The 20,019-nt window shown below is 51.6% G+C and carries 16 protein-coding genes, 6 tRNA genes and 1 other RNA gene; 9 read left to right on the forward strand and 14 right to left on the reverse strand.

Annotated features, from left to right (window positions below; genetic code table 11):
- Positions 1-229: 229 nt before the first annotated feature.
- Together cysK and cysZ are read right to left on the reverse strand one after the other, a co-directional pair.
- Positions 230-1,201, reverse strand: coding sequence for a cysteine synthase A (gene cysK / locus HVZ39_RS07585; RefSeq protein ID WP_005121957.1), 972 nt, complete (start codon positions 1,199-1,201; stop codon positions 230-232).
- Positions 1,202-1,364: 163 nt separating this feature from the next.
- Entirely contained in the window at positions 1,365-2,126 is a 762-nt protein-coding gene (gene cysZ, locus HVZ39_RS07590) for a sulfate transporter CysZ (protein ID WP_016153924.1), read from the reverse strand.
- A gap of 230 nt (positions 2,127-2,356) precedes the next feature.
- On the opposite strand from cysZ, the gene zipA reads away from it, so the two are divergent.
- From zipA to HVZ39_RS07605, 3 genes are all read left to right on the forward strand, one after another.
- Positions 2,357-3,352 carry a cell division protein ZipA gene (gene zipA / locus HVZ39_RS07595; protein WP_047358215.1) on the forward strand — a complete coding sequence of 332 codons (996 nt, stop codon included), beginning with the start codon at positions 2,357-2,359 and terminating at the stop codon, positions 3,350-3,352.
- Positions 3,353-3,423: 71 nt separating this feature from the next.
- Complete coding sequence (gene ligA, locus HVZ39_RS07600; protein ID WP_019077345.1) at positions 3,424-5,439, forward strand: NAD-dependent DNA ligase LigA; 2,016 nt, start codon at positions 3,424-3,426, stop codon at positions 5,437-5,439.
- A gap of 1 nt (position 5,440) precedes the next feature.
- Positions 5,441-5,659 carry a DUF3820 family protein gene (locus HVZ39_RS07605; RefSeq protein WP_016153921.1) on the forward strand — a complete coding sequence of 73 codons (219 nt, stop codon included), beginning with the start codon at positions 5,441-5,443 and terminating at the stop codon, positions 5,657-5,659.
- Here HVZ39_RS07605 and HVZ39_RS07610 read toward each other — a convergent pair.
- Positions 5,656-6,654 (reverse strand): bile acid:sodium symporter family protein, encoded by a 999-nt coding sequence (locus HVZ39_RS07610; protein ID WP_080859851.1) that lies wholly within the window; start codon positions 6,652-6,654, stop codon positions 5,656-5,658. The two genes, HVZ39_RS07605 and HVZ39_RS07610, sit on opposite strands and share 4 nt — an antisense overlap.
- An 89-nt stretch (positions 6,655-6,743) precedes the next feature.
- Here HVZ39_RS07610 and HVZ39_RS07615 point away from each other — a divergent pair, with 89 nt between their 5' ends.
- Complete coding sequence (locus HVZ39_RS07615; protein ID WP_016153919.1) at positions 6,744-7,670, forward strand: LysR family transcriptional regulator; 927 nt, start codon at positions 6,744-6,746, stop codon at positions 7,668-7,670.
- A gap of 80 nt (positions 7,671-7,750) precedes the next feature.
- Here HVZ39_RS07615 and HVZ39_RS07620 read toward each other — a convergent pair.
- From HVZ39_RS07620 to HVZ39_RS07640, 5 genes are all read right to left on the reverse strand, one after another.
- Positions 7,751-7,875, reverse strand: a non-coding RNA gene (locus tag HVZ39_RS07620) — RtT sRNA.
- 29 nt (positions 7,876-7,904) lie between these two features.
- Positions 7,905-7,980: transfer RNA gene (locus tag HVZ39_RS07625), tRNA-Lys, on the reverse strand.
- A gap of 4 nt (positions 7,981-7,984) precedes the next feature.
- Positions 7,985-8,060 (reverse strand) — tRNA-Val (locus HVZ39_RS07630).
- 46 nt (positions 8,061-8,106) lie between these two features.
- Positions 8,107-8,182: transfer RNA gene (locus HVZ39_RS07635), tRNA-Val, on the reverse strand.
- Positions 8,183-8,228: 46 nt separating this feature from the next.
- Positions 8,229-8,304, reverse strand: a tRNA-Val gene (locus HVZ39_RS07640).
- Positions 8,305-8,562: 258 nt separating this feature from the next.
- Here HVZ39_RS07640 and gltX point away from each other — a divergent pair.
- On the forward strand, positions 8,563-9,978 hold the full coding sequence (gene gltX / locus HVZ39_RS07645; RefSeq protein WP_181633422.1) for a glutamate--tRNA ligase: 1,416 nt from the start codon (positions 8,563-8,565) through the stop codon (positions 9,976-9,978).
- Between the two features lie 55 nt (positions 9,979-10,033).
- On the opposite strand, the gene HVZ39_RS07650 is transcribed toward gltX, so the two are convergent.
- The gene (locus HVZ39_RS07650) at positions 10,034-10,426 is read right to left on the reverse strand and encodes a YfeC-like transcriptional regulator (protein ID WP_016153914.1); all 393 of its coding nucleotides are present in this window, start codon (positions 10,424-10,426) and stop codon (positions 10,034-10,036) included.
- 1 nt (position 10,427) lies between these two features.
- Positions 10,428-10,790 carry a YfeC-like transcriptional regulator gene (locus tag HVZ39_RS07655; RefSeq protein ID WP_016153913.1) on the reverse strand — a complete coding sequence of 121 codons (363 nt, stop codon included), beginning with the start codon at positions 10,788-10,790 and terminating at the stop codon, positions 10,428-10,430.
- Positions 10,791-11,011: 221 nt separating this feature from the next.
- On the opposite strand from HVZ39_RS07655, the gene HVZ39_RS07660 reads away from it, so the two are divergent.
- Positions 11,012-11,087, forward strand: a tRNA-Ala gene (locus HVZ39_RS07660).
- Between the two features lie 42 nt (positions 11,088-11,129).
- Positions 11,130-11,205, forward strand: a tRNA-Ala gene (locus tag HVZ39_RS07665).
- Between the two features lie 153 nt (positions 11,206-11,358).
- Here the strand turns inward: HVZ39_RS07665 and nupC are convergent.
- On the reverse strand, positions 11,359-12,561 hold the full coding sequence (gene nupC / locus HVZ39_RS07670; protein ID WP_016157084.1) for a nucleoside permease NupC: 1,203 nt from the start codon (positions 12,559-12,561) through the stop codon (positions 11,359-11,361).
- Positions 12,562-12,905: 344 nt separating this feature from the next.
- Here nupC and HVZ39_RS07675 point away from each other — a divergent pair, with 344 nt between their 5' ends.
- Both HVZ39_RS07675 and HVZ39_RS07680 read left to right on the forward strand, forming a co-directional pair.
- A complete protein-coding gene (locus HVZ39_RS07675) occupies positions 12,906-14,144 on the forward strand; it encodes an Nramp family divalent metal transporter (protein WP_016153911.1) in 1,239 nt (412 codons plus the stop codon).
- Positions 14,145-14,227: 83 nt separating this feature from the next.
- A complete protein-coding gene (locus tag HVZ39_RS07680; RefSeq protein ID WP_181633423.1) occupies positions 14,228-15,775 on the forward strand; it encodes a hypothetical protein in 1,548 nt (515 codons plus the stop codon).
- Here the strand turns inward: HVZ39_RS07680 and HVZ39_RS07685 are convergent.
- The 3 genes from HVZ39_RS07685 to HVZ39_RS07695 are packed head-to-tail and all read right to left on the reverse strand — an operon-like array spanning position 15,768 to position 19,900.
- Complete coding sequence (locus HVZ39_RS07685; protein ID WP_075847694.1) at positions 15,768-16,979, reverse strand: amidohydrolase family protein; 1,212 nt, start codon at positions 16,977-16,979, stop codon at positions 15,768-15,770. The genes HVZ39_RS07680 and HVZ39_RS07685 overlap by 8 nt on opposite strands.
- A complete protein-coding gene (locus HVZ39_RS07690; RefSeq protein WP_049281513.1) occupies positions 16,972-18,324 on the reverse strand; it encodes an adenylosuccinate lyase family protein in 1,353 nt (450 codons plus the stop codon). Before HVZ39_RS07690 ends, HVZ39_RS07685 begins: the two co-directional genes overlap by 8 nt.
- A 16-nt stretch (positions 18,325-18,340) precedes the next feature.
- Entirely contained in the window at positions 18,341-19,900 is a 1,560-nt protein-coding gene (locus HVZ39_RS07695) for a PTS transporter subunit EIIC (protein ID WP_016153907.1), read from the reverse strand.
- Positions 19,901-20,019 lie beyond the last annotated feature (119 nt).

Here is a 20,019-nt window from a genome sequence, read left to right on the forward strand (position 1 = left end):
TCGTTCGTCATTAAACATTATGCCGCGAAAGGAAGAGTTGAACCAAATCATAAAATCGATTCAGCTAGCGCTTTTCCTGTAACGATTAATTTCGCGCATCAAAATAATTAGTTTGGTTAAATACCAGTTCCGGCGGGTTGAATCAATGCCAGGAGAGTTGAAAATTTGAAGCAGGCCACAAAAAAGCACCCCAAAGGGTGCTTTTTTACGCGTTTTTAACATGCTGGCATTACTGTTGCAGTTCTTTCTCTGTGAAGAGATCGGCAAACAATGCAGTGCTCAGATAACGCTCACCCGATGACGGTAGGATAACCACAATATTCTTGTTGGTAAAGGATTCATCTTCCTGGAGCTTAAGCGCGGCAGCCACGGCTGCGCCAGAAGAGATCCCCGCCAGAATACCTTCTTCTTCCATCAGGCGGCGCGCGGTAGAAATAGCTTCATCATTGGTGATGGCAACGACTTTATCGATAAGCTTCAGATCAAGGTTGCCAGGAATGAAGCCCGCGCCAATACCCTGAATTTTATGCGGGCCAGGTTTGAGTTCTTCACCCGCCAATGCCTGGGCGATAACAGGGGAGTCAGTAGGTTCTACCGCGACGGTGATCAGATCGGTTTTGCCTTTAGTGCCTTTAATGTAACGGGTCACGCCAGTTAGCGTACCGCCGGTGCCGACGCCGGAAATAAAGACATCAACCTGGCCATCGGTATCTTCCCAGATTTCCGGGCCGGTGGTTTTTTCGTGAATTTCCGGGTTCGCCGGGTTGCTGAACTGCTGCAGCAGCAGGAATTTTTCCGGATCGCTGGCTACGATTTCTTCCGCTTTCTGAATTGCGCCCTTCATACCTTTTGCGCCTTCAGTCAGCACCAGGTTCGCGCCCAGCGCTTTTAAAAGCTTGCGGCGCTCAATGCTCATGGTTTCCGGCATGGTCAGAGTCAGTTTGTAACCACGGGCGGCGGCAACGTAGGCCAGCGCAATCCCCGTGTTGCCGCTGGTCGGTTCTACCAGCTCAACGCCCGGTTTCAGTACGCCACGTTTTTCGGCATCCCAAATCATATTGGCACCGATACGGCATTTGACGCTAAAGCTTGGGTTGCGTGATTCCACCTTCGCCAGAATGCGTCCGTTACCGATACGGTTCAGTCGAACCAGCGGCGTATGACCGATAGTCAGCGAGTTATCTTCAAAAATCTTACTCATGGCCTGTCCTTAACTGTATGAAATTGGGATACCGCTTCAGCATACCTGTTGAGAAAGTATGGGGAAGTAAGGAATTCGCATATCTATATGCTGATGAGAAATAATGCGTAGCAGTATGGAATAAGAGCGGGCATAAGCCAGCCCGCTTTTACACATTTTTGCATTACTTCCATAACGCGTGTTTAGCACGATAGCAGTCTACCCACATCGCCGTGGCACCACAAACCGCTACCGGCATGATGAACAGATTGAGCACCGGAATCATGGTGAACAGGCTGGTCAACGCGCCAAACTGCATATTGGTCACTTTGCGCGTGCGCAGCGCGACGCGCATCTCCTTAAAAGGCACCTTATGGTTATCAAAAGGATAATCGCAGTACTGAATAGCCAGCATCCACGCGCTGAACAGGAACCACAGGACCGGGGCGACGGTCTGCCCAATGCCTGGAATAAAATAGAGGATCAGCAACACGAAGGCGCGCGGGAGATACCACGCCAGCTTTTGCCATTCGCGTTTCATAATGCGCGGAACGTCTTTCATAATGCCGAGAATGCCGGTGTCGGGCGGCGTTGCGCCCGTTAAGCGTGCTTCCAGCTGTTCAGCCAGCAGACCGTTAAACGGTGCGGCGATCCAGTTGGCGATAGTGGAGAACAGGTAGCCGAACACCAACAGCACTGAAATGGTCACAATCGGCCACAGTAAATAGCTGAGCCACTGAAGCCAGTCAGGGACGTGACTCATCAGCGCGGGAACCCAGTTACCGAGCTGCGTAAATAACCACCAGAATGCGCCGCCCATCAGCAGGATATTCACCAGCAAAGGCAGAATAACAAAACGACGAATGCCCGGTTGGGTGATGAGCTTCCATCCCTGAGAAAAGTAATAAAGGCCGCTGCGAGGTACAACTGCAGATGATGAAACCATGGTCAGGACGTACTCCTTGTTATATAAGCTCTGGTAAACTGTGCGTATCTTACCGGGTTGTTGAGCGTTAAGCTGTTCGGAAATGTTCGAAAAAACAGCAAAAAGCACAATTTTGTTCATCTTTATGCCGTGAAAGCCAAGAGTACACTTGCACTTGGCGTAATCGACAAATACTCTTAGTGAGTAAATGTTTGCCGTGGTGGCAAGGTGTTAGAACAACAGAGAATATAATGATGCAGGATTTGCGTCTGATATTAATCATTGTTGGCGCGATCGCCATAATCGCTTTACTGGTACATGGTTTTTGGACTAGCCGTAAAGAGCGGTCTTCTATATTCCGCGATCGCCCACTGAAACGCATGAAGTCTAAACGTGAAGACGAGGATTCGTTCGACGACAACGTCGAGGAAGACGAAGGCGTGGGTGAAGTTCGCGTTCATCGTGTGAATCATGCTCCCGGTAATGCGCAGGAACATGGTGTTCCTCCTCAGTCGCCGCAACACCAGTACCAGCCGCCTTATGCGTCTGCTCAGCCGCGTCAGCCTGCGCAGCAGCCTGCACAAGCGCCGGTACCGCCGCCGCATGTTCAGCAGCAGCAGCCTGTACAACCGCAGCAGCCGGTGCAACATCAGCCTGTTCAGCAGCCACCTGTGCAGCAACCTGTTGCCCCGCAGGTTCAGCAACCTGCTCAGCAAGCACCGCAACCTGCGCCGCAGACCTTCCAGCCAGCAGAGCCTGTTGTTGAACATCAACCGCAGCCCGAGCCGGTAGTAGAAGAAGCGCCTGTTGCTGAAAAACCGCAGCGTAAAGAAGCGGTCATCATTATGAACGTTGCGGCTCATCATGGTAGCGAGCTCAACGGGGAAGTGCTGCTCAACAGCATTCAGCAGGCCGGTTTCAAATTTGGCGATATGAATATTTTCCATCGTCATTTGAGCCCGGATGGCAGCGGTCCGTCGCTGTTCAGCCTCGCTAATATGGTTAATCCGGGAACGTTTGACCCAGAAATGACGGGCGACTTCAGCACCCCTGGCGTGACTATTTTTATGCAGGTTCCGTCCTACGGGGACGAGCTGCAAAACTTTAAGCTGATGCTGCAGTCTGCACAGCACATTGCCGATGAAGTGGGTGGTGTGGTGCTCGACGATCAACGTCGCATGATGACGCCGCAGAAACTGCGCGAGTATCAGGACCGCATCCGCGAAGTTAAAGAATCTCGCGCCTGATTTTCCTCTGGCGTGACATTTCCTTTCTAAACCCCCGCCTGTCGGGGGTTTTTTATCATTGATGGTGCGATATGGAATCAATCGAACAACAACTGACAGAACTGCGAACCACGCTTCGCCATCATGAGTATCTCTACCATGTGATGGACGCGCCGGAAATTCCCGATGCGGAATACGATCGCCTGATGCGCGAACTGCGCGAGCTGGAAGCGCAGCATCCGGACCTTGTTACCCCCGACTCGCCAACCCAACGCGTTGGCGCAGCGCCGTTAACCGCGTTCAGCCAGATTCGCCATGAAGTGCCGATGCTGTCGCTGGATAACGTGTTTGATGAAGAGAGTTTTCTCGCTTTCAACAAGCGCGTGCAGGACAGGCTAAAGAGTACCGATAAACTGACCTGGTGCTGTGAACTGAAACTGGACGGCCTGGCGGTGAGTATCCTGTATGAAAACGGTGTGCTGGTCAGCGCTGCAACGCGTGGTGATGGCACCACGGGTGAGGATATTACCTCTAACGTGCGCACCATTCGCGCAATCCCGTTAAAACTGCGTGGCGAAAACATCCCTTCACGTCTGGAAGTGCGCGGTGAAGTGTTCCTGCCACAGGCCGGATTTGAAAAAATTAACGAAGAGGCCCGCCGCACTGGCAACAAAGTGTTTGCTAACCCGCGTAACGCAGCGGCCGGTTCATTGCGCCAACTCGATCCGCGTATCACAGCGAAGCGACCGCTTACTTTCTTCTGCTATGGCGTTGGTGTGTTGGAAGGCGGCGTGCTGCCAGATACCCATCTGGGCCGCCTGCTGCAATTTAAAGAGTGGGGCCTGCCGGTAAGCGACAGAGTGGCGCTTTGCGACTCCCCGGAGGAAGTACTTGCTTACTATCACAAGGTTGAAGAAGACCGACCAACGCTGGGATTTGATATCGATGGCGTGGTGATCAAAGTCAACTCTATGGCGTTGCAGGAGCAATTGGGCTTTGTTGCCCGCGCGCCGCGCTGGGCTGTGGCCTTTAAGTTCCCGGCGCAGGAGCAGATGACTTTCGTACGCGATGTTGAGTTTCAGGTTGGACGTACCGGGGCGATTACGCCCGTCGCCCGCCTTGAGCCGGTCCAGGTTGCCGGGGTGCTGGTCAGTAACGCAACGCTGCATAACGCTGATGAAATCGAGCGTCTGGGGTTGCGTATTGGCGATAAAGTCGTCATTCGCCGTGCGGGCGATGTCATCCCGCAGGTGGTGAACGTCGTGCTTTCTGAACGCCCGGACGATACCCGCGAAATTGTGTTTCCAGCGCATTGTCCGGTATGTAATTCCGACGTTGAACGTGTGGAAGGCGAAGCGGTCACTCGCTGCACCGGCGGTTTAATCTGTGGAGCACAGCGTAAGGAATCGCTGAAACACTTTGTTTCCCGCCGCGCGCTCGACGTTGACGGTATGGGCGACAAAATTATCGATCAACTGGTCGAGAAAGAGTATGTCCACACGCCGGCGGATCTTTTCACCCTGACCGCCGGTAAACTGACGGGGCTTGATCGTATGGGGCCGAAGTCGGCGCAAAACGTGGTCAATGCGCTGGAAAAAGCGAAAGAAACCACGTTTGCCCGTTTCCTCTATGCGCTAGGCATTCGTGAAGTCGGCGAAGCCACGGCTGCAGGTCTGGCGGCGTATTTTGGCACGCTCGACGCGCTGGAAGCCGCTTCCATTGAAGAGCTGCAAAAAGTGCCGGATGTCGGCATCGTGGTGGCGACGCACGTGTTTAATTTCTTCGCCGAGGAGAGCAACCGCGAGGTAATTGTTCAACTGCTGGCGCAGGGGATCCACTGGCCAGCGCCGGTGGTCATTAACGCTGAAGAAATCGACAGCCCCTTCGCAGGTAAAACGGTGGTGCTGACCGGGAGCCTGAGCCTGATGTCGCGCGATGACGCCAAAGCGAGACTGACCGAGTTAGGTGCAAAAGTGGCCGGTAGCGTGTCGAAGAAAACCGATCTGGTGATTGCCGGTGAAGCGGCGGGTTCGAAACTGGCAAAAGCACAGGAACTGGGTATTGCCGTGATCGATGAAGCTGAAATGATCCGCTTACTGGGTGCCTGAGATGGAAAAAGAGCAGTTGGTTGACATCGCTAATACTGTGATGCCCTTTGGCAAATATAAAGGGCGTCGGTTGATTGATGTTCCGGAAGAGTATCTGCTGTGGTTTGCCCGTAAGGATGAATTCCCGCCGGGCAAGCTTGGCGAGCTGATGCAAATCACGCTGCTGATTAAAACTGAGGGGCTGACGCAACTGGTGCAGCCCCTGAAACGTCCTCTTTAAGCTTTTGCGGCGCGGCTTTTCTGTTGCGCCTGCAATGCGTCCGTCTGTTGCTTGTAGCGACGCGCCAGCACGGCGCACACCATTAGCTGTATTTGATGGAAGATCATCAACGGCAGCACCATCATCCCAATCACCGAAGTCGGGAACAAAATATTTGCCATTGGGATCCCGTTCGCCAGGCTCTTTTTCGAACCGCAGAATACAATCGTGATTTCATCAGCTTTGTTAAAGCCGCATTTGCGCGCAACAAAGACATTTATGCCAATCACGATTGCCAGCAGAATGATGCTGACCACCACGATAAACAGCAGTGAACCCACCCCCACTTTGTGCCAGATCCCGTTAACGACGGCTTCACTGAAGGCAGAGTACACCACCAGCAAAATAGAGGATTGATCCGTTTTCGCGATCCATTTTTTATGTCGAGAAACCCAGTTTCCAATCCACGGACGTGAAAGGTGACCCAGCACGAACGGCAGCAGCAGCTGCAACATGATTTTTCCCACCTGCTCCAGGCTGCCTTCTGCGCCGTGCATATTCATCACCAGCCCTACCAGCAGCGGCGAGAGAAAAATACCCAGCAGGCTGGAGGCCGAAGCAGAACAAACGGCGGCGGCAACGTTACCGCCCGCCAGCGACGTAAAAGCGATGGCCGACTGCACAGTGGCAGGCAAAATACACAGGTACAGGAAACCGGTGTACAGCATCGGGTCTACGTTGACCGGCGCCCACCAGGCGAACAGAACGCCGAAAACCGGGAAGACAACAAACGTGCTGCACATCACCCACAGATGCAAACGCCAGTGGCTACCACCGGCAATAATGGCTTCACGCGAGAGTTTCGCCCCGTGCATAAAAAACAGCAGGGCAATGGCGGCGGTGGTTAAGCCTTCAAAGAAAGGCACAAAACCACCTTCGGCCGGGAAAAAGGATGCCAGCAAAACAACGGTAATCAGCGTTATCGTGAACGGATCAAGAATACGAAAAAGTTTCATAAAGACTCCTGAAATTCGGTAGTAACATTTTGCTTTTTTCCGTTTGAGAAATAAAATTGATTTATTGCATCCATATATGAATCGAATAGATGAATTACTCTCTGCGTCAGTTGCGTATCTTTGTCACCGTCGCTCAAGCCAAAAGCTTTAGCCGGGCGGGGGATATCATCGGCTTAAGCCAGTCGGCGGTTAGCCATAGTGTAAAAGAGCTGGAAGGGCAGACGGGTGTGCGGTTATTGGACAGAACGACGCGGGAAGTGGTGCTGACGGAGGCCGGACACCAGTTGGCGGCGCGGCTGGAACGTATTCTGGATGAATTGCACAGCACGCTGCGCGAAGCCGGACAGGTAGGTACGCAGTTAACCGGCACGGTGCGGGTTGCCGCCAGCCAGACGATCTCTGCTCATCTTATTCCGCAGTGTATTGCCCAGAGTAATCAGCTTTATCCGGCTATCGATTTTGTGCTGCACGACCGGCCACAGCAATGGGTGCTGGAGAGTATTCGCCAGGGAGAAGTGGATTTTGGCATTGTGATTGATCCCGGCGCAGTCACCGATTTGCAGTGTGAAGCCGTGCTGTCCGAACCGTTCCTGCTGCTGTGTCGCCAGGATCATCCGTTAGCCCAACGAGAGTGGGTGAACTGGCAGGATTTGTATCACGAACGCCTGGTGCTACAGGATTATGCTTCCGGTAGTCGACCGCTGATCGACGCTGCGCTGGCCCATTTTTCCATTGATGCCAATATCGTTCAGGAGATAGGCCATCCCGCCACGCTGTTTCCGATGGTTGAGGCGGGGATTGGCATCAGCGTGCTGCCCGCGCTGGCGCTCCCCTTACCGCAGGGCAGTCACTTGCAGGTTAAGCGCCTGACGCCGGTTGTTGAACGGCAACTGATGCTGGCCCGACGTAAAAACCGCTCTTTATCAACCGCTGCTCAGGCGCTGTGGGATGTGGTGCGTATGCAGGCCAGTGAATTAACCGCAGCCCGCGCCCGCGATCCGTTGTATCAGTTATAACGCTCACGCTGATGGTTATCAGAGGGGAAATGGTTCTTCTCTGCATAGCAAAAAGGCGCCTTTAGGGCGCCTTTTTACATTGGTGGGTCGTGCAGGATGACTCGCTTCGCTCGCCCTTCGGGCCGTCGCCGTAAACGGCTCCGTTGTCTCACTGCGTTCGACTCGACCTGCTGCAGGTTCGAATCTTATAAATTGCAGATAGCAAAAAGGCGCCTTTAGGGCGCCTTTTTACATTGGTGGGTCGTGCAGGATTCGAACCTGCGACCAATTGATTAAAAGTCAACTGCTCTACCAACTGAGCTAACGACCCGAAGTGGTGGGTGATGACGGGATCGAACCGCCGACCCCCTCCTTGTAAGGGAGGTGCTCTCCCAGCTGAGCTAATCACCCACTTCGGTACTTCACATTTTAACAAGAAATCCAGCTGGCGAGAAAGTGGTGGGTGATGACGGGATCGAACCGCCGACCCCCTCCTTGTAAGGGAGGTGCTCTCCCAGCTGAGCTAATCACCCACTTCTCAATTTCTTGTTTTACACGGCGGAGACTACATAAAGTAGTTGGTGGGTGATGACGGGTTCGAACCGCCGACCCCCTCCTTGTAAGGGAGGTGCTCTCCCAGCTGAGCTAATCACCCCCGCTGTGTGGAGTCGCATTATAGGGAGAGTTGAAAATGAGTCAACGCATTTTCTAAAGAAATTGTTCGTTCGTCGTAAATTTAAACAAAACGATCGCAAAACAGTCCGTGCGGCATGATTTGTATACGAAAATGGCAAAGCGTAATGTTCCAACCTGAACAACATTGAGGAATCAGACCACGGTGATAGAATACGAGCCTGATAATCTTCCCTGGATTTGCCGGTTGTCGGCATCTTTATAAACGTAAGGCCATTTCATGAAAATCAAAACTCGCTTCGCGCCAAGCCCGACAGGCTACCTGCACGTCGGCGGTGCGCGTACTGCTCTTTATTCCTGGCTTTTTGCACGCAACCATGGCGGTGAGTTTGTGCTGCGTATTGAAGACACCGATCTCGAACGCTCCACTCCGGAAGCTATTGAAGCCATTATGGATGGCATGAACTGGCTGAATCTGGAATGGGATGAAGGCCCGTACTTCCAGACCAAACGTTTTGATCGCTACAACGCGGTGATTGATGAAATGCTGGAAGCAGGCACCGCATATAAATGCTACTGCTCTAAAGAGCGTCTGGACGCGCTGCGCGAAGAGCAGATGGCGAACGGTGAGAAGCCGCGTTACGACGGCCGATGCCGCCACGGCCACGAGCATCATGCCGCTGATGAACCTTGCGTGGTCCGTTTTGCCAACCCGCAGGACGGTTCCGTTATTTTTGACGACCAGATCCGTGGGCCGATCGAATTCAGCAACCAGGAGCTGGATGATTTGATCATTCGCCGTACCGACGGTTCCCCGACCTACAACTTCTGCGTTGTTGTCGACGACTGGGATATGGAAATCACCCACGTTATTCGTGGTGAAGACCATATCAACAACACTCCGCGTCAGATCAATATCCTGAAAGCGCTGAACGCGCCGGTGCCAGTTTACGCACACGTATCAATGATCAACGGTGACGATGGTAAAAAACTCTCCAAACGTCACGGTGCGGTCAGCGTTATGCAATACCGCGACGACGGTTACCTGCCGGAAGCGCTGCTGAACTATCTGGTGCGTCTGGGCTGGTCCAGTGGCGATCAGGAAATTTTCACCCGTGAAGAGATGATCAAACTGTTCTCCCTTGGTGCGGTGAGCAAGTCTGCGAGTGCGTTTAACACCGAAAAACTGCAGTGGCTGAACCATCACTATATTAATGCGCTGGCACCGGAATATGTAGCAACCCATCTGCAGTGGCATATTGAGCAGGAAAATATCGATACCCGCGTAGGCCCGCAGCTGTCAGAGCTGGTTAAACTGCTCGGTGAGCGCTGCAAAACGCTGAAAGAGATGGCGCAGAGCTGCCGCTACTTCTACGAAGACTTTGCCGAGTTCGACGCTGATGCAGCGAAGAAACACCTGCGCCCGGTTGCGCGTCAGCCGCTGGAAGTGGTTCGCGGCAAGCTGGCTGCGATTAGCGAGTGGACGGCAGAAAACGTGCACCATGCGATTCAGGCAACGGCTGATGAACTGGAAGTTGGCATGGGTAAAGTCGGGATGCCGCTGCGCGTAGCCGTTACCGGCGCGGGTCAGTCCCCGGCGTTAGACGTTACGGTGCATGCGATTGGTAAATCCCGCAGCATTGAGCGTATTAATAAAGCGCTGGCGTTTATTGCTGAGCGTGAAAGCCAGCAATAAGACTGATTGACCGATGAAACAACGGCAGGAGCGTATCCTGCCGTTTTTTTGCCTGTTATTCAGACTCATCAATACCCAAACGAGTAAGAAAAGTGCGAATACCTTCGCGCGAAATATACATCGCCAGCTTTTCTTGTTCCGTTGGGGACATGTTGTCCAGTGCGCTAATTATCTGGCGACACGCGTGGCTGCGTACTACATGGGTGTATTCTGCCAGCGGTTCTTCAGCCTGATAAACTTCAGGGACTTTGCGAAAAGCGGGAATATTGAGCAGAAACGCGCGGACGCTGGAGTCAATATGAATCAGTCTGGCACGACCACCTTTAACGCCGGGAAACTTTTCGGTAGTCCAGTTTTGTTCTCTGATCCAACGATTGACGGTTTGTTTGGCAACCCCGAGACATTCCGCCAGCTCTTCGGTCGTCATTTTGCTGCGTAATTTTTTCATATTATTTGTTTTCGCGGATCCCTAAACGCTGTAATAAACCCGTAATGCCTTCACGCAGGATCAGTGAGGTAAACATTTTCTGTTCTGTCGGCGTCATTTCTTTAGCGAGCCTAATCAGCAGCGCTTCAACAGAGGTATCGCCGGATAACGATAAGTTATCTGATAAACCTTCGGCTGAACGCTCAGCGCTGCGAATGTATTCACGAACTTGTTCGGTGACGTGAACCAGCCGGGCTTTACCGCCCTGAACGCCTGGTTTTGGTGATGTCGCCCAACCTTCTTTGCGTACCCATTTATTGATGGTCTGTCGGCTGTATCCGGTCAGATTAGCAAGTTCTTCTGGCGTCATCCGTTCCTTGAACATAACGATTCCCTGAATAGTCGTGGGGTTAATTAGTGGTTCATTTTATAGCACCATTTTAGTAGAAACCGTGACGCGTTTAACTACTGAATGCGAGTTGTTACGCAATGTTCTTCATTTGACTGCTTTTTCAGCGATTGAATTCTATGAGTTAATTTTGCCGTTGACACACGCGAAGGGAATTCATATGATGCCGCCCGTCAACTCGACAAGCTTTACGTAATGGGGCTATAGCTCAGCTGGGAGAGCGCTTGCATGGCATGCAAGAGGTCAGCGGTTCGATCCCGCTTAGCTCCACCAAATTTAATCCCAATGAATTTGGTACGTACGTAAAAGCATCGTGGGGCTATAGCTCAGCTGGGAGAGCGCTTGCATGGCATGCAAGAGGTCAGCGGTTCGATCCCGCTTAGCTCCACCAAAATTTAAACCCTCGCTGAAAAGCGGGGGTTTTTTGTTTCTGCATCCTGCCAGTTCTTACTCTTTATCTCTTTGGTTTGCTGAATCGCAGGCATAAAAAAACCGGGGAGAATATGAATCTCCCCGGTCTTATTACTGCGACGTTGTCTTACGCTTACAGCACCAGTGCGGCGATAGATGCAGACAGTACGCTCACCAGCGTAGAGCCGTACACCAGCTTCAGACCAAAGCGAGAAACCACGTTACCTTGCTCTTCGTTCAGGCCTTTAATCGCACCGGCGATAATACCGATGGAAGAGAAGTTAGCGAAGGAAACCAGGAACACGGACAGGATGCCTTCTGCGCGCGGGGAGAGCGTAGCGGCGATTTTCTGCAGATCCATCATCGCAACGAATTCGTTGGAAACCAGTTTAGTTGCCATGATACTGCCCACCTGCAGCGCTTCGCTGGACGGCACACCCATTACCCATGCAACCGGGTAGAAGATGTAACCCAGGATGCCCTGGAAAGAGATGCTGTAGCCAAACCAACCGGTCACGGTGGCGAACAGGGCGTTCAGGGCAGCGATCAGTGCGATGAAACCAATCAGCATCGCCGCAACGATAATTGCCACTTTGAAACCAGCCAGAATGTATTCACCCAGCATTTCGAAGAAACTCTGGCCTTCGTGCAGGTTAGACATCTGGATATTTTCTTCGCTGGCATCAACGCGGTAAGGGTTGATCAGCGACAGCACGATAAAGGTGCTGAACATGTTCAGAACCAGCGCCGCAACCACGTACTTCGGTTCCAGCATGGTCATGTACGCGCCGACGATAGACATGGAAACGGTCGACATCGCCGTTGCTGCCATGGTGTACATACGGTTGCGAGACATTTTGCCGAGAATATCTTTATAGGCGATAAAGTTCTCAGACTGACCCAGGATCAGAGAGCTGACGGCGTTGAAGGATTCCAGTTTGCCCATACCGTTTACTTTGGATAACAGGAAACCAATCGCGCGGATGATTACCGGCAGTACGCGGATATGCTGCAAAATACCGATCAGGGCGGAGATGAAGACGATCGGGCAAAGCACTTTCAGGAAGAAGAATGCCAGGCCTTTATCGTTCATGCTACCAAAGACAAAGTTTGTCCCTTCATTAGCAAACCCGAGCAGTTTCTCAAACATCTCGGAGAAGCCTCTCACGAAGCCCAGACCGACATCAGAGTTCAGGAAGAACCATGCCAGTAACACTTCGATAACAAGCAATTGAACAACATAACGAATGCGGATTTTTTTACGGTCACTGCTTACCAGCAGTGCGAGTACCGCAACCACGGCAAGGGCCAGGACAAAATGAAGAACGCGGTCCATATTTGCTCCAAATATGAGGCAGGTTTAGTTTTCGTGCACATTCTATGTAACAACCATAAAGAAAACGAGATCAAACACACACTATAATAAGGACCTGTGACGAGATTCAAAATTAGTGATCGGTGATACACTTCCGTTATGTTTAGTATGGAAGTGAAAAGTTATGTCATTGTGCTATTCTCATAACAATAATTAAACATCTCGCCGGTATTTCCAGAATCCTTATCGATCCATAGACAAACGCTATCAGAGAAATCAACGTCACCCATTAAAATGAATTTGATAATCATTCTCAGTAGGCGTAGCTTGAAACATAGCAAAGGCTATGTTTCTGAGGCATTAAAATGACTAACGATCGCGTTGAGAGTAGCAGTGGGCGGGCAGCGCGCAAGTTGAAGCTCGCATTAATGGGACCTGCGTTCATCGCGGCGATCGGTTATATCGATCCGGGTAACTTCGCCACCAATATCCAGGCAGGGGCCAGCTTTGGTTATCAATTGCTGTGGGTGGTGGTCTGGGCAAACCTGATGGCGATGCTGATTCAGGTGCTGTCGGCAAAACTCGGCATTGCTACGGGTAAAAACCTGGCGGAGCAAATTCGCGATCATTATCCTCGCCCGGTGGTGTGGTTCTACTGGGTGCAGGCAGAAATTATCGCTATGGCAACAGACCTTGCTGAATTTATTGGCGCTGCGATTGGCTTCAAACTGATCCTCGGCGTCTCCTTATTGCAAGGGGCCGTACTCACCGGTATCGCGACGTTCTTAATTCTGATGCTGCAGCGTCGCGGTCAAAAACCGCTGGAAAAGGTGATTGGCGGCCTGCTGCTGTTTGTGGCCGCGGCTTACATTGTGGAGCTGGTTTTTTCCCAACCGAACTTCGCGCAGCTTAGTAAGGGAATGGTGATCCCAAGCCTGCCTAATTCCGAAGCGGTGTTCCTGGCCGCTGGGGTGCTCGGGGCGACTATCATGCCGCACGTCATTTATCTGCACTCTTCCTTAACTCAGCATTTGCACGGCGGAACACGCCAACAACGCTATGCGGCCACTAAATGGGATGTGGCTATCGCCATGACGATTGCCGGATTTGTCAATCTGGCGATGATGGCGACGGCTGCCGCTGCATTTCATTTTAGCGGGCATACCGGTATTGCCGATCTCGATCAGGCGTATCTGACCCTTGAACCGTTGTTGAGTCACGCTGCAGCGACGGTGTTTGGTTTAAGCCTGGTGGCTGCGGGACTCTCTTCTACCGTGGTCGGTACGCTGGCGGGGCAGGTGGTGATGCAAGGGTTTATCCGTTTTCACATTCCGCTATGGGTACGCCGTACCGTCACCATGATGCCATCATTTATTGTGATTCTAATGGGATTGGATCCGACCCGTATTCTGGTGATGAGTCAGGTGTTGCTCAGTTTTGGTATCGCGCTGGCGCTGGTGCCGCTGCTGATCTTCACCAGCGACAGTAAGCTGATGGGGGATCTGGTCAATCGTCGTTGCGTTAAACAGATTGGCTGGGTCATTGTGATACTGGTCGTGGCGCTCAATCTCTGGCTACTGGCAGGCACGGCGATGGGGCTATAATCAACCGTGACTCGCGACGGGTCACGGTTTTAATTGAGCTTTTCCTCTATGATGTGCCCTGCATAATTAACTGGCAGGCGTTCATGAATCATTTTGATCTCTCTTTCCTGAAATATCTCCAGGACAACAGTCCGCTCCCCGTTGAAGAGGCTGTCGAGCGTTTCGGTAAAACGCTCTCCACGCTAAAACGGACAATGAAAGAGCTCAATGAACTTCTGCCAGAAAATGTCCAGCTACATCAGGATAATCAGTTTATTACCACCCGGATTGGCTACAGCGAATACCGACAGTTTTTAGCGCGCGTCCAGTTTAATCGCTATATCACTACGGCAGAAGAAAGGGTGAAGGATCTCTTTGTGGCGCTCTGTTTGCACGATGTGGTGAATAAAAATGATTATTACAAAAAATTTTATGTCAGTGCGGGAACGGTAAAAAATGATAATCCCGTCATGATGAGCCTGGTGCAGGAACGCGATCTGATTGTGCAAAGTATCCCGCGTAAGGGCTCCCGGCTTGCGGGGGATGAGTTCCAGCTGCGGCTGGCGGCGTGCATGACGATACTAAAAACGGTCGAAATTGGTGAGGATCACCGACTAATCGCCCACCAGGCCAATGAGCCGACAGGCCGTTCAATTGCCGAACAGTTTCTTCATGAGTGTGCTGCAGAGATAAACCAGGCGGCAGACTATTACGAAGAGAAAATCAGTCCGGTCATCGCCCTGGGATATAACGGCAGAAAATACTTACTGGTCTATCTTAGCCTTGCCCTGCACCGTATCCGCAGGGGACACAGAATTACGGAGAGTTCGGCGGCTGAGTTTTTGACAACCTTTGCTTATGCCGTATTGCCTGATGCGGATGAAAATATCTGTCTGGATCTGCTGATTGCTTCACTGACGTTTACTCATCGCCCCTTCACATTATACGACGCCCGGCTGGTCTCTTACGTTAAGCGCACCTGTCACGCTTTAGCCGGATGTCTGGAGAACACCATTCACAATCAGCACGCCTGGTTTGCGGAGATTTATAATTTTATCTATGCCGCCATCATCCAGAATAAATTTCATCTCTGGTTCGATGATAAAAAGCTCCATGATGTCCAGCGACGCTATCCTGAGCTATGGGAACATGTCCAGTATGCGGTGAAAGAGATTGAACATCACTGGCAAACGACCTTTTCTGCTATTCATCTGGCAACCCTGGTGCTGATTATCAAAAAGTATGCGCTCAAAAATCGGGTTGTTGGCGATAAGAAAAAGCGGGTCATTATTGTGACGAACTCGTCAGAGAGTAAGGTAGGCTATTTTAAAGAGATGCTTTTCTCCCGCTTCCATATTGAAATCCCCGCCTGCATCAACATCAATGAGATTGCGCGGCTTCAGCAGCTCGAATTCGACCTGCTGATTACCTTTACAAACAAGATATCGAGTCATCTCCGCTACGCCGGGCTGGATTATGTCAAAGTGAATTTCTGGCTCACGCAGGACGATCTCCTGTTATTACGCGAAAATGGACTTCCCTCCGCGCGCAAAAAAATACCTGCTGAGGACTTTATTCAGCAGGTTCAGGGAATGAGCCAGGAGGCGTTAAAAATTTTTCTTGATACGCATTACAGTGATATTTTTATTTAGCCAGAGGTTGCGAAACGCCGCGACACCAGACGGCTTCCAGGTTTAACTCTGCACCCAACACGAGAATATCGGCATCTTTTCCTGACGTCAGGCTGCCTTTTCTCGCATCAACACCCGCCAGGATAGCCGGATTAAGGCAGGCAATCTGCGCGGCTGAAACCCAGCCTTTTTCCAGCCTGTCGACCACATTTTTCACGGAGTCAAGAAAGCTCATCTCCAGTTTGCACACTTCGGACCACTCCGTGGGTGAAACCGTTCGGGTCTTTCCGCTGTGGTCGGTGATTTCAAGACAATGATTGTGAATGCGAAACGTCTCCTGGCGCAGGTAATGGTGGAATTCAGATCCTTCGGGAAAATCCACATATCCCAGACAATCGCTGACCATGACCAACCGGCGATCTTTTTTCAACCGATAGAGAATGTCGAACACTTCTGGTCGCAACGTAATCCCGCTCTGCTTTGCCACCTCGGCATACGTATTCTGATGGTACATCAGCGCCCCCACCACGCCAGGCTCCCGGTGATGCAGCCCGCGCATGGCGCTAAAGGCATGGGTAAAGTGGGTTAAACCGGCTTCAATGGCGAGGGTGGTTTCATCAAAGGTGGCGTCGGTATGACCGGCTGACACGGTGACGCCTGACTGGCGTAAATAGCGGATTAGCGCCAGGGCGCCCGGCAGTTCGGGTGCGAGCGTCATCAGACGGATATTTCCCCTCGCGGCGTGCTGATAGCGTTTGAACCCTTCGATATCGGGTGGTTGAATCGCGTCCTTGCTCTGCATTCCGCTGTATGCAGGGTTAATAAAGGGGCCTTCCATATGAATACCCACCGCTTCGGCACCATCTTCCGCTTTTGCGTCTGCAATCCAGTCCGCGGCGGTGGAAAGACTCTCCAGCAAGAACGTTTCCGGCTGGGTGGCTGATGTTGCAAGCCATGCGGTAACCCCGGCGTTAACCAGATCCCGGCTCATCGCCTGCAAAGAACGGCGTTCACCTCTCCAGGCAAACGACCCTCTCCCCCAGCCGTGAACGTGAATATCCACAAAACCGGGCATCAGCATGGCATGGCGATAATCGACGATTTTTCCTCGCGGTGTACTGTCGAGGCCAGAAATACGTCCGCTTTCAATATGCAGATAGCCGCTTTCGATTCCATTCGGGGTGACAATGCGTTCACTTGCCAGAGAAAGCAGGGGATCAGCCATTGTCTTTCTCCCATACGCGAGCGGCCGTTTCCTCGGCGATTTCTGCGCAAAGGCCGATGTAGTGAGCAGGATCCAGCAGCGTATTAATTTCTGAGTCGCTAAAGTGCTGGCGAATAAGAGGGTCATCACGCAGCACATCAGCGTAGGGGATGCCTTCATGCGTGCTGCGCATTGCCAGTTGGTAGACGCGTTCATGTGCGGCATCTTTGCCCAGCCTTTCCACCAGCTGCATCATGATTTTTTCGCTATTAATAAGACCATGCGTTAACTGCACATTCTGGCGCATACGACCAGGATTGATGACCAGCGTCCGCGTCAACTCTTCGGCTCGCATCACAATCTCAGCCATTAACTCCATACTCTCCTGAATATTACCGTCAAAGATAAAGTAAGCGGAGCTGTCTGCTTCGAAGGGACGTGGGCTGACATACAGGCAGGAGGTCATTACTGAGTACAATTTCTGCGCGTTGGCGATGATCCCCTTCGCCAGTTTAGGATTCACTTTTTGCGGCATGGTGCTGCTGCCAACGGTGCCTTTAGTGAAGGCTTCTGAAACTTCGGCAAACTCTTCGCTTGAGGTCTGATAAACCTCTTCGGCTATTTTGTGTAACGTCGTCGCCAGCAGGCACAAATTACTGATGTATTCAGTGCGGTAAATGCGCGAGTTGCGGGAGGGAATCGCCATTGAATGCATTCCCAGCTTTTGGGCAACGCTATCCTGAACCCGGCGGCCGGTTTCACCGGTCGCGTGGAAGGCGCCCACGGCTCCCCCCATCATCACAGTAAAGACGCGTTTTTCCGCTTCCCGCATGCGCTGCTGGGCGCTCAGTAACTCATCAATCCACACGGCGGCTTTATAGCCCCAGGTGATGGGCAGCGCGTGCTTACCGTGGGTACGTCCGGCCATAATCGTTGCTTTATGGTCAGATGCCATCTTTGCCAGGTTACGCAGAATATCGTCCACAAAACCCTGCATGATGGTATCGAACTGCTTTGCCAGATAAAGCTGTGCGGTTTGCTGAATATTCTGCGTGGTGACGCCGTAATGCACGTATTTTCCGCTTTCACTGTCACAGGCTTTGACCAGCACTTTGATGACCGGAACGAAGCCGTGACCAATCTCGCGCAGCAGGCGTTCCATTTCCGTCAGGTCAATCTTATCCACGTGGCAGTTAGCGGTAATATTGACTGCGGCGCTGGCGGGGATCATGCCGTGTCCGGCCTGAGCCTGAGCCAGGGCGGCTTCAACATCGAGCCATGACTGTACCCGCGCTGGCTGCGCGAGCAGAGATTTCATTCCTCGATCGTCGATCGTTTTGCTTTTTGAATCATACAGTGCACGCATTACTATCTCCTTGAATTTATTTCGCACCGACGAGGCGGTCGTCTACCGCGTTACGGACAAATTCTACGTGTGGGCCGAATACCACATGAACATGGTTGCTGGAGGGGATAAAGGTTCCCAGCGAGCCAGATTCTTTAAGAATGGCCATGTCCATTTTTTTCTGATCTTTCAAATCAATACGTAACCGTGAAACGCAGTTTTCAACGCGCTTGATATTGTCTGTCCCGCCCAGCCCCTGAATCACCAGTTCGGCGACTTTGTCGTACTCTTTATTGTTCAGTAAGGTGCTGTCAGCGATTTCACTCTCGCGGCCTGGGGTCTTAATATCAAATTTACCGATCGCAAAGCGGAAGACGAAATAGAAGACAACAAAGTTAATCACGCCGAGGATAATTAAATTAATCCATTGGGTGTGTTCATACATCAAACCGAAAATACCAAAATCAAAAATGGTGCCGCGAATATAGCCGATGGAGACTTCCAGTAATTGCAGTGGAATGGTCAATAAGCCACAGAGTACCGCATAGACAATAAAGAGTTTTGGCGCGATAAACAGGAAGGAGAACTCCAGCGGTTCGGTAATATTCCCCAGCATGGCGGTCAGCACCACGGTCAGGATCATCCCTTTGGCAAATTTCTTATTCTTGAAATAGGCCATGTGGTACATCGCCAGACCAATCGCCGGAACGCGGAACAGCGTCGTGAGCATTTGTGATGAGGCAAGATAGCTGGTGAGCGTCGGCATATACTCTTTCCAGGCCGGATGGGTGGGACCAAGCTCAAACAGGATTTTATTGATAGCGGGCAAAATACCGACATAGGTCTGCCCGTCAATCAGGTACGTACCGCCTGCCGCGGTGAAACGCACGGTGGAACTGAGGACGTGGTGCAGGCCAAACGGGATCAGCAGGCGATTGAGCGTCATATAGATACCTGCACCAATGTTGGGTGCCATCATTATTGTTGATATGGCGCGCATACCTGCGGTAAACAGATCCCAGATAAAAGGAATGATCAAGCCGACGGGAATGGAAAAAGCAATGGCTAAGATCGCGACGGATTTTTTACCGCTGAAAAAGGCGAAAGCGAGAGGTAATTGCAGCCGGTAAAAACGGTCGGTTATTTTAGCTGCCAGCAGCCCGGCAATAATACCGCCCAGCGCTTCGATTTTCAGCGTCTGAATACCTAATACCATTCCCTGTCCGACGAAAGCCATATCCTCTTTCGCCAGCGTACCTGCCAGCTTAAGATGCACATGCATGGCGATAAGCAGAGTCAGGTAAGCCACGACGGATGCAAATACAGCAATCCCTTTTTCTTTTTTAGACATACCGTAGGCGACACCCATCGCGAACAGTAAAGGAATATTATTAAAAACGACGCTGCTGATTAATCCCAGAGAAGAGAGAATTGCTCTGAAAATTTCATTGCCCAGAAAGGGGAGTTTATCAATCATATAGCTCTGCCCTAACGCAGCGCTAATTCCCATGACCATCCCCACAGGCGCCAGTACGGCGATCGGTAATAATAGCGATCGACCGAATGTCTGAATTTCATTCTTAAAATTAGCATTCATAAGTTAATCCTGACGTGAATTCTCTTGAGGATAAGATACGTTCAGGAGATTTTTGCTCAAGGGCAAATAGTGAAAAATAAAAAGCGCAGGATTTGACCATAAAAAAGCAGCCTGCAGGC

The organism is Citrobacter sp. RHB35-C21, assembly GCF_013816515.1.
Lineage (GTDB): Bacteria > Pseudomonadota > Gammaproteobacteria > Enterobacterales > Enterobacteriaceae > Citrobacter > Citrobacter braakii.

What these genes read in the sequence shown, in the direction of transcription:
- cysK (WP_005121957.1), bottom strand. Translation starts at nt 1,201, where the DNA reads ATGAGTAAGATTTTTGAAGATAACTCGCTGACTATCGGTCATACGCCG.
- cysZ (WP_016153924.1), bottom strand. Translation starts at nt 2,126, where the DNA reads ATGGTTTCATCATCTGCAGTTGTACCTCGCAGCGGCCTTTATTACTTT.
- zipA (WP_047358215.1), top strand. Translation starts at nt 2,357, where the DNA reads ATGATGCAGGATTTGCGTCTGATATTAATCATTGTTGGCGCGATCGCC.
- ligA (WP_019077345.1), top strand. Translation starts at nt 3,424, where the DNA reads ATGGAATCAATCGAACAACAACTGACAGAACTGCGAACCACGCTTCGC.
- HVZ39_RS07605 (WP_016153921.1), top strand. Translation starts at nt 5,441, where the DNA reads ATGGAAAAAGAGCAGTTGGTTGACATCGCTAATACTGTGATGCCCTTT.
- HVZ39_RS07610 (WP_080859851.1), bottom strand. Translation starts at nt 6,654, where the DNA reads ATGAAACTTTTTCGTATTCTTGATCCGTTCACGATAACGCTGATTACC.
- HVZ39_RS07615 (WP_016153919.1), top strand. Translation starts at nt 6,744, where the DNA reads ATGAATTACTCTCTGCGTCAGTTGCGTATCTTTGTCACCGTCGCTCAA.
- gltX (WP_181633422.1), top strand. Translation starts at nt 8,563, where the DNA reads ATGAAAATCAAAACTCGCTTCGCGCCAAGCCCGACAGGCTACCTGCAC.
- HVZ39_RS07650 (WP_016153914.1), bottom strand. Translation starts at nt 10,426, where the DNA reads ATGAAAAAATTACGCAGCAAAATGACGACCGAAGAGCTGGCGGAATGT.
- HVZ39_RS07655 (WP_016153913.1), bottom strand. Translation starts at nt 10,790, where the DNA reads ATGTTCAAGGAACGGATGACGCCAGAAGAACTTGCTAATCTGACCGGA.
- nupC (WP_016157084.1), bottom strand. Translation starts at nt 12,561, where the DNA reads ATGGACCGCGTTCTTCATTTTGTCCTGGCCCTTGCCGTGGTTGCGGTA.
- HVZ39_RS07675 (WP_016153911.1), top strand. Translation starts at nt 12,906, where the DNA reads ATGACTAACGATCGCGTTGAGAGTAGCAGTGGGCGGGCAGCGCGCAAG.
- HVZ39_RS07680 (WP_181633423.1), top strand. Translation starts at nt 14,228, where the DNA reads ATGAATCATTTTGATCTCTCTTTCCTGAAATATCTCCAGGACAACAGT.
- HVZ39_RS07685 (WP_075847694.1), bottom strand. Translation starts at nt 16,979, where the DNA reads ATGGCTGATCCCCTGCTTTCTCTGGCAAGTGAACGCATTGTCACCCCG.
- HVZ39_RS07690 (WP_049281513.1), bottom strand. Translation starts at nt 18,324, where the DNA reads ATGCGTGCACTGTATGATTCAAAAAGCAAAACGATCGACGATCGAGGA.
- HVZ39_RS07695 (WP_016153907.1), bottom strand. Translation starts at nt 19,900, where the DNA reads ATGAATGCTAATTTTAAGAATGAAATTCAGACATTCGGTCGATCGCTA.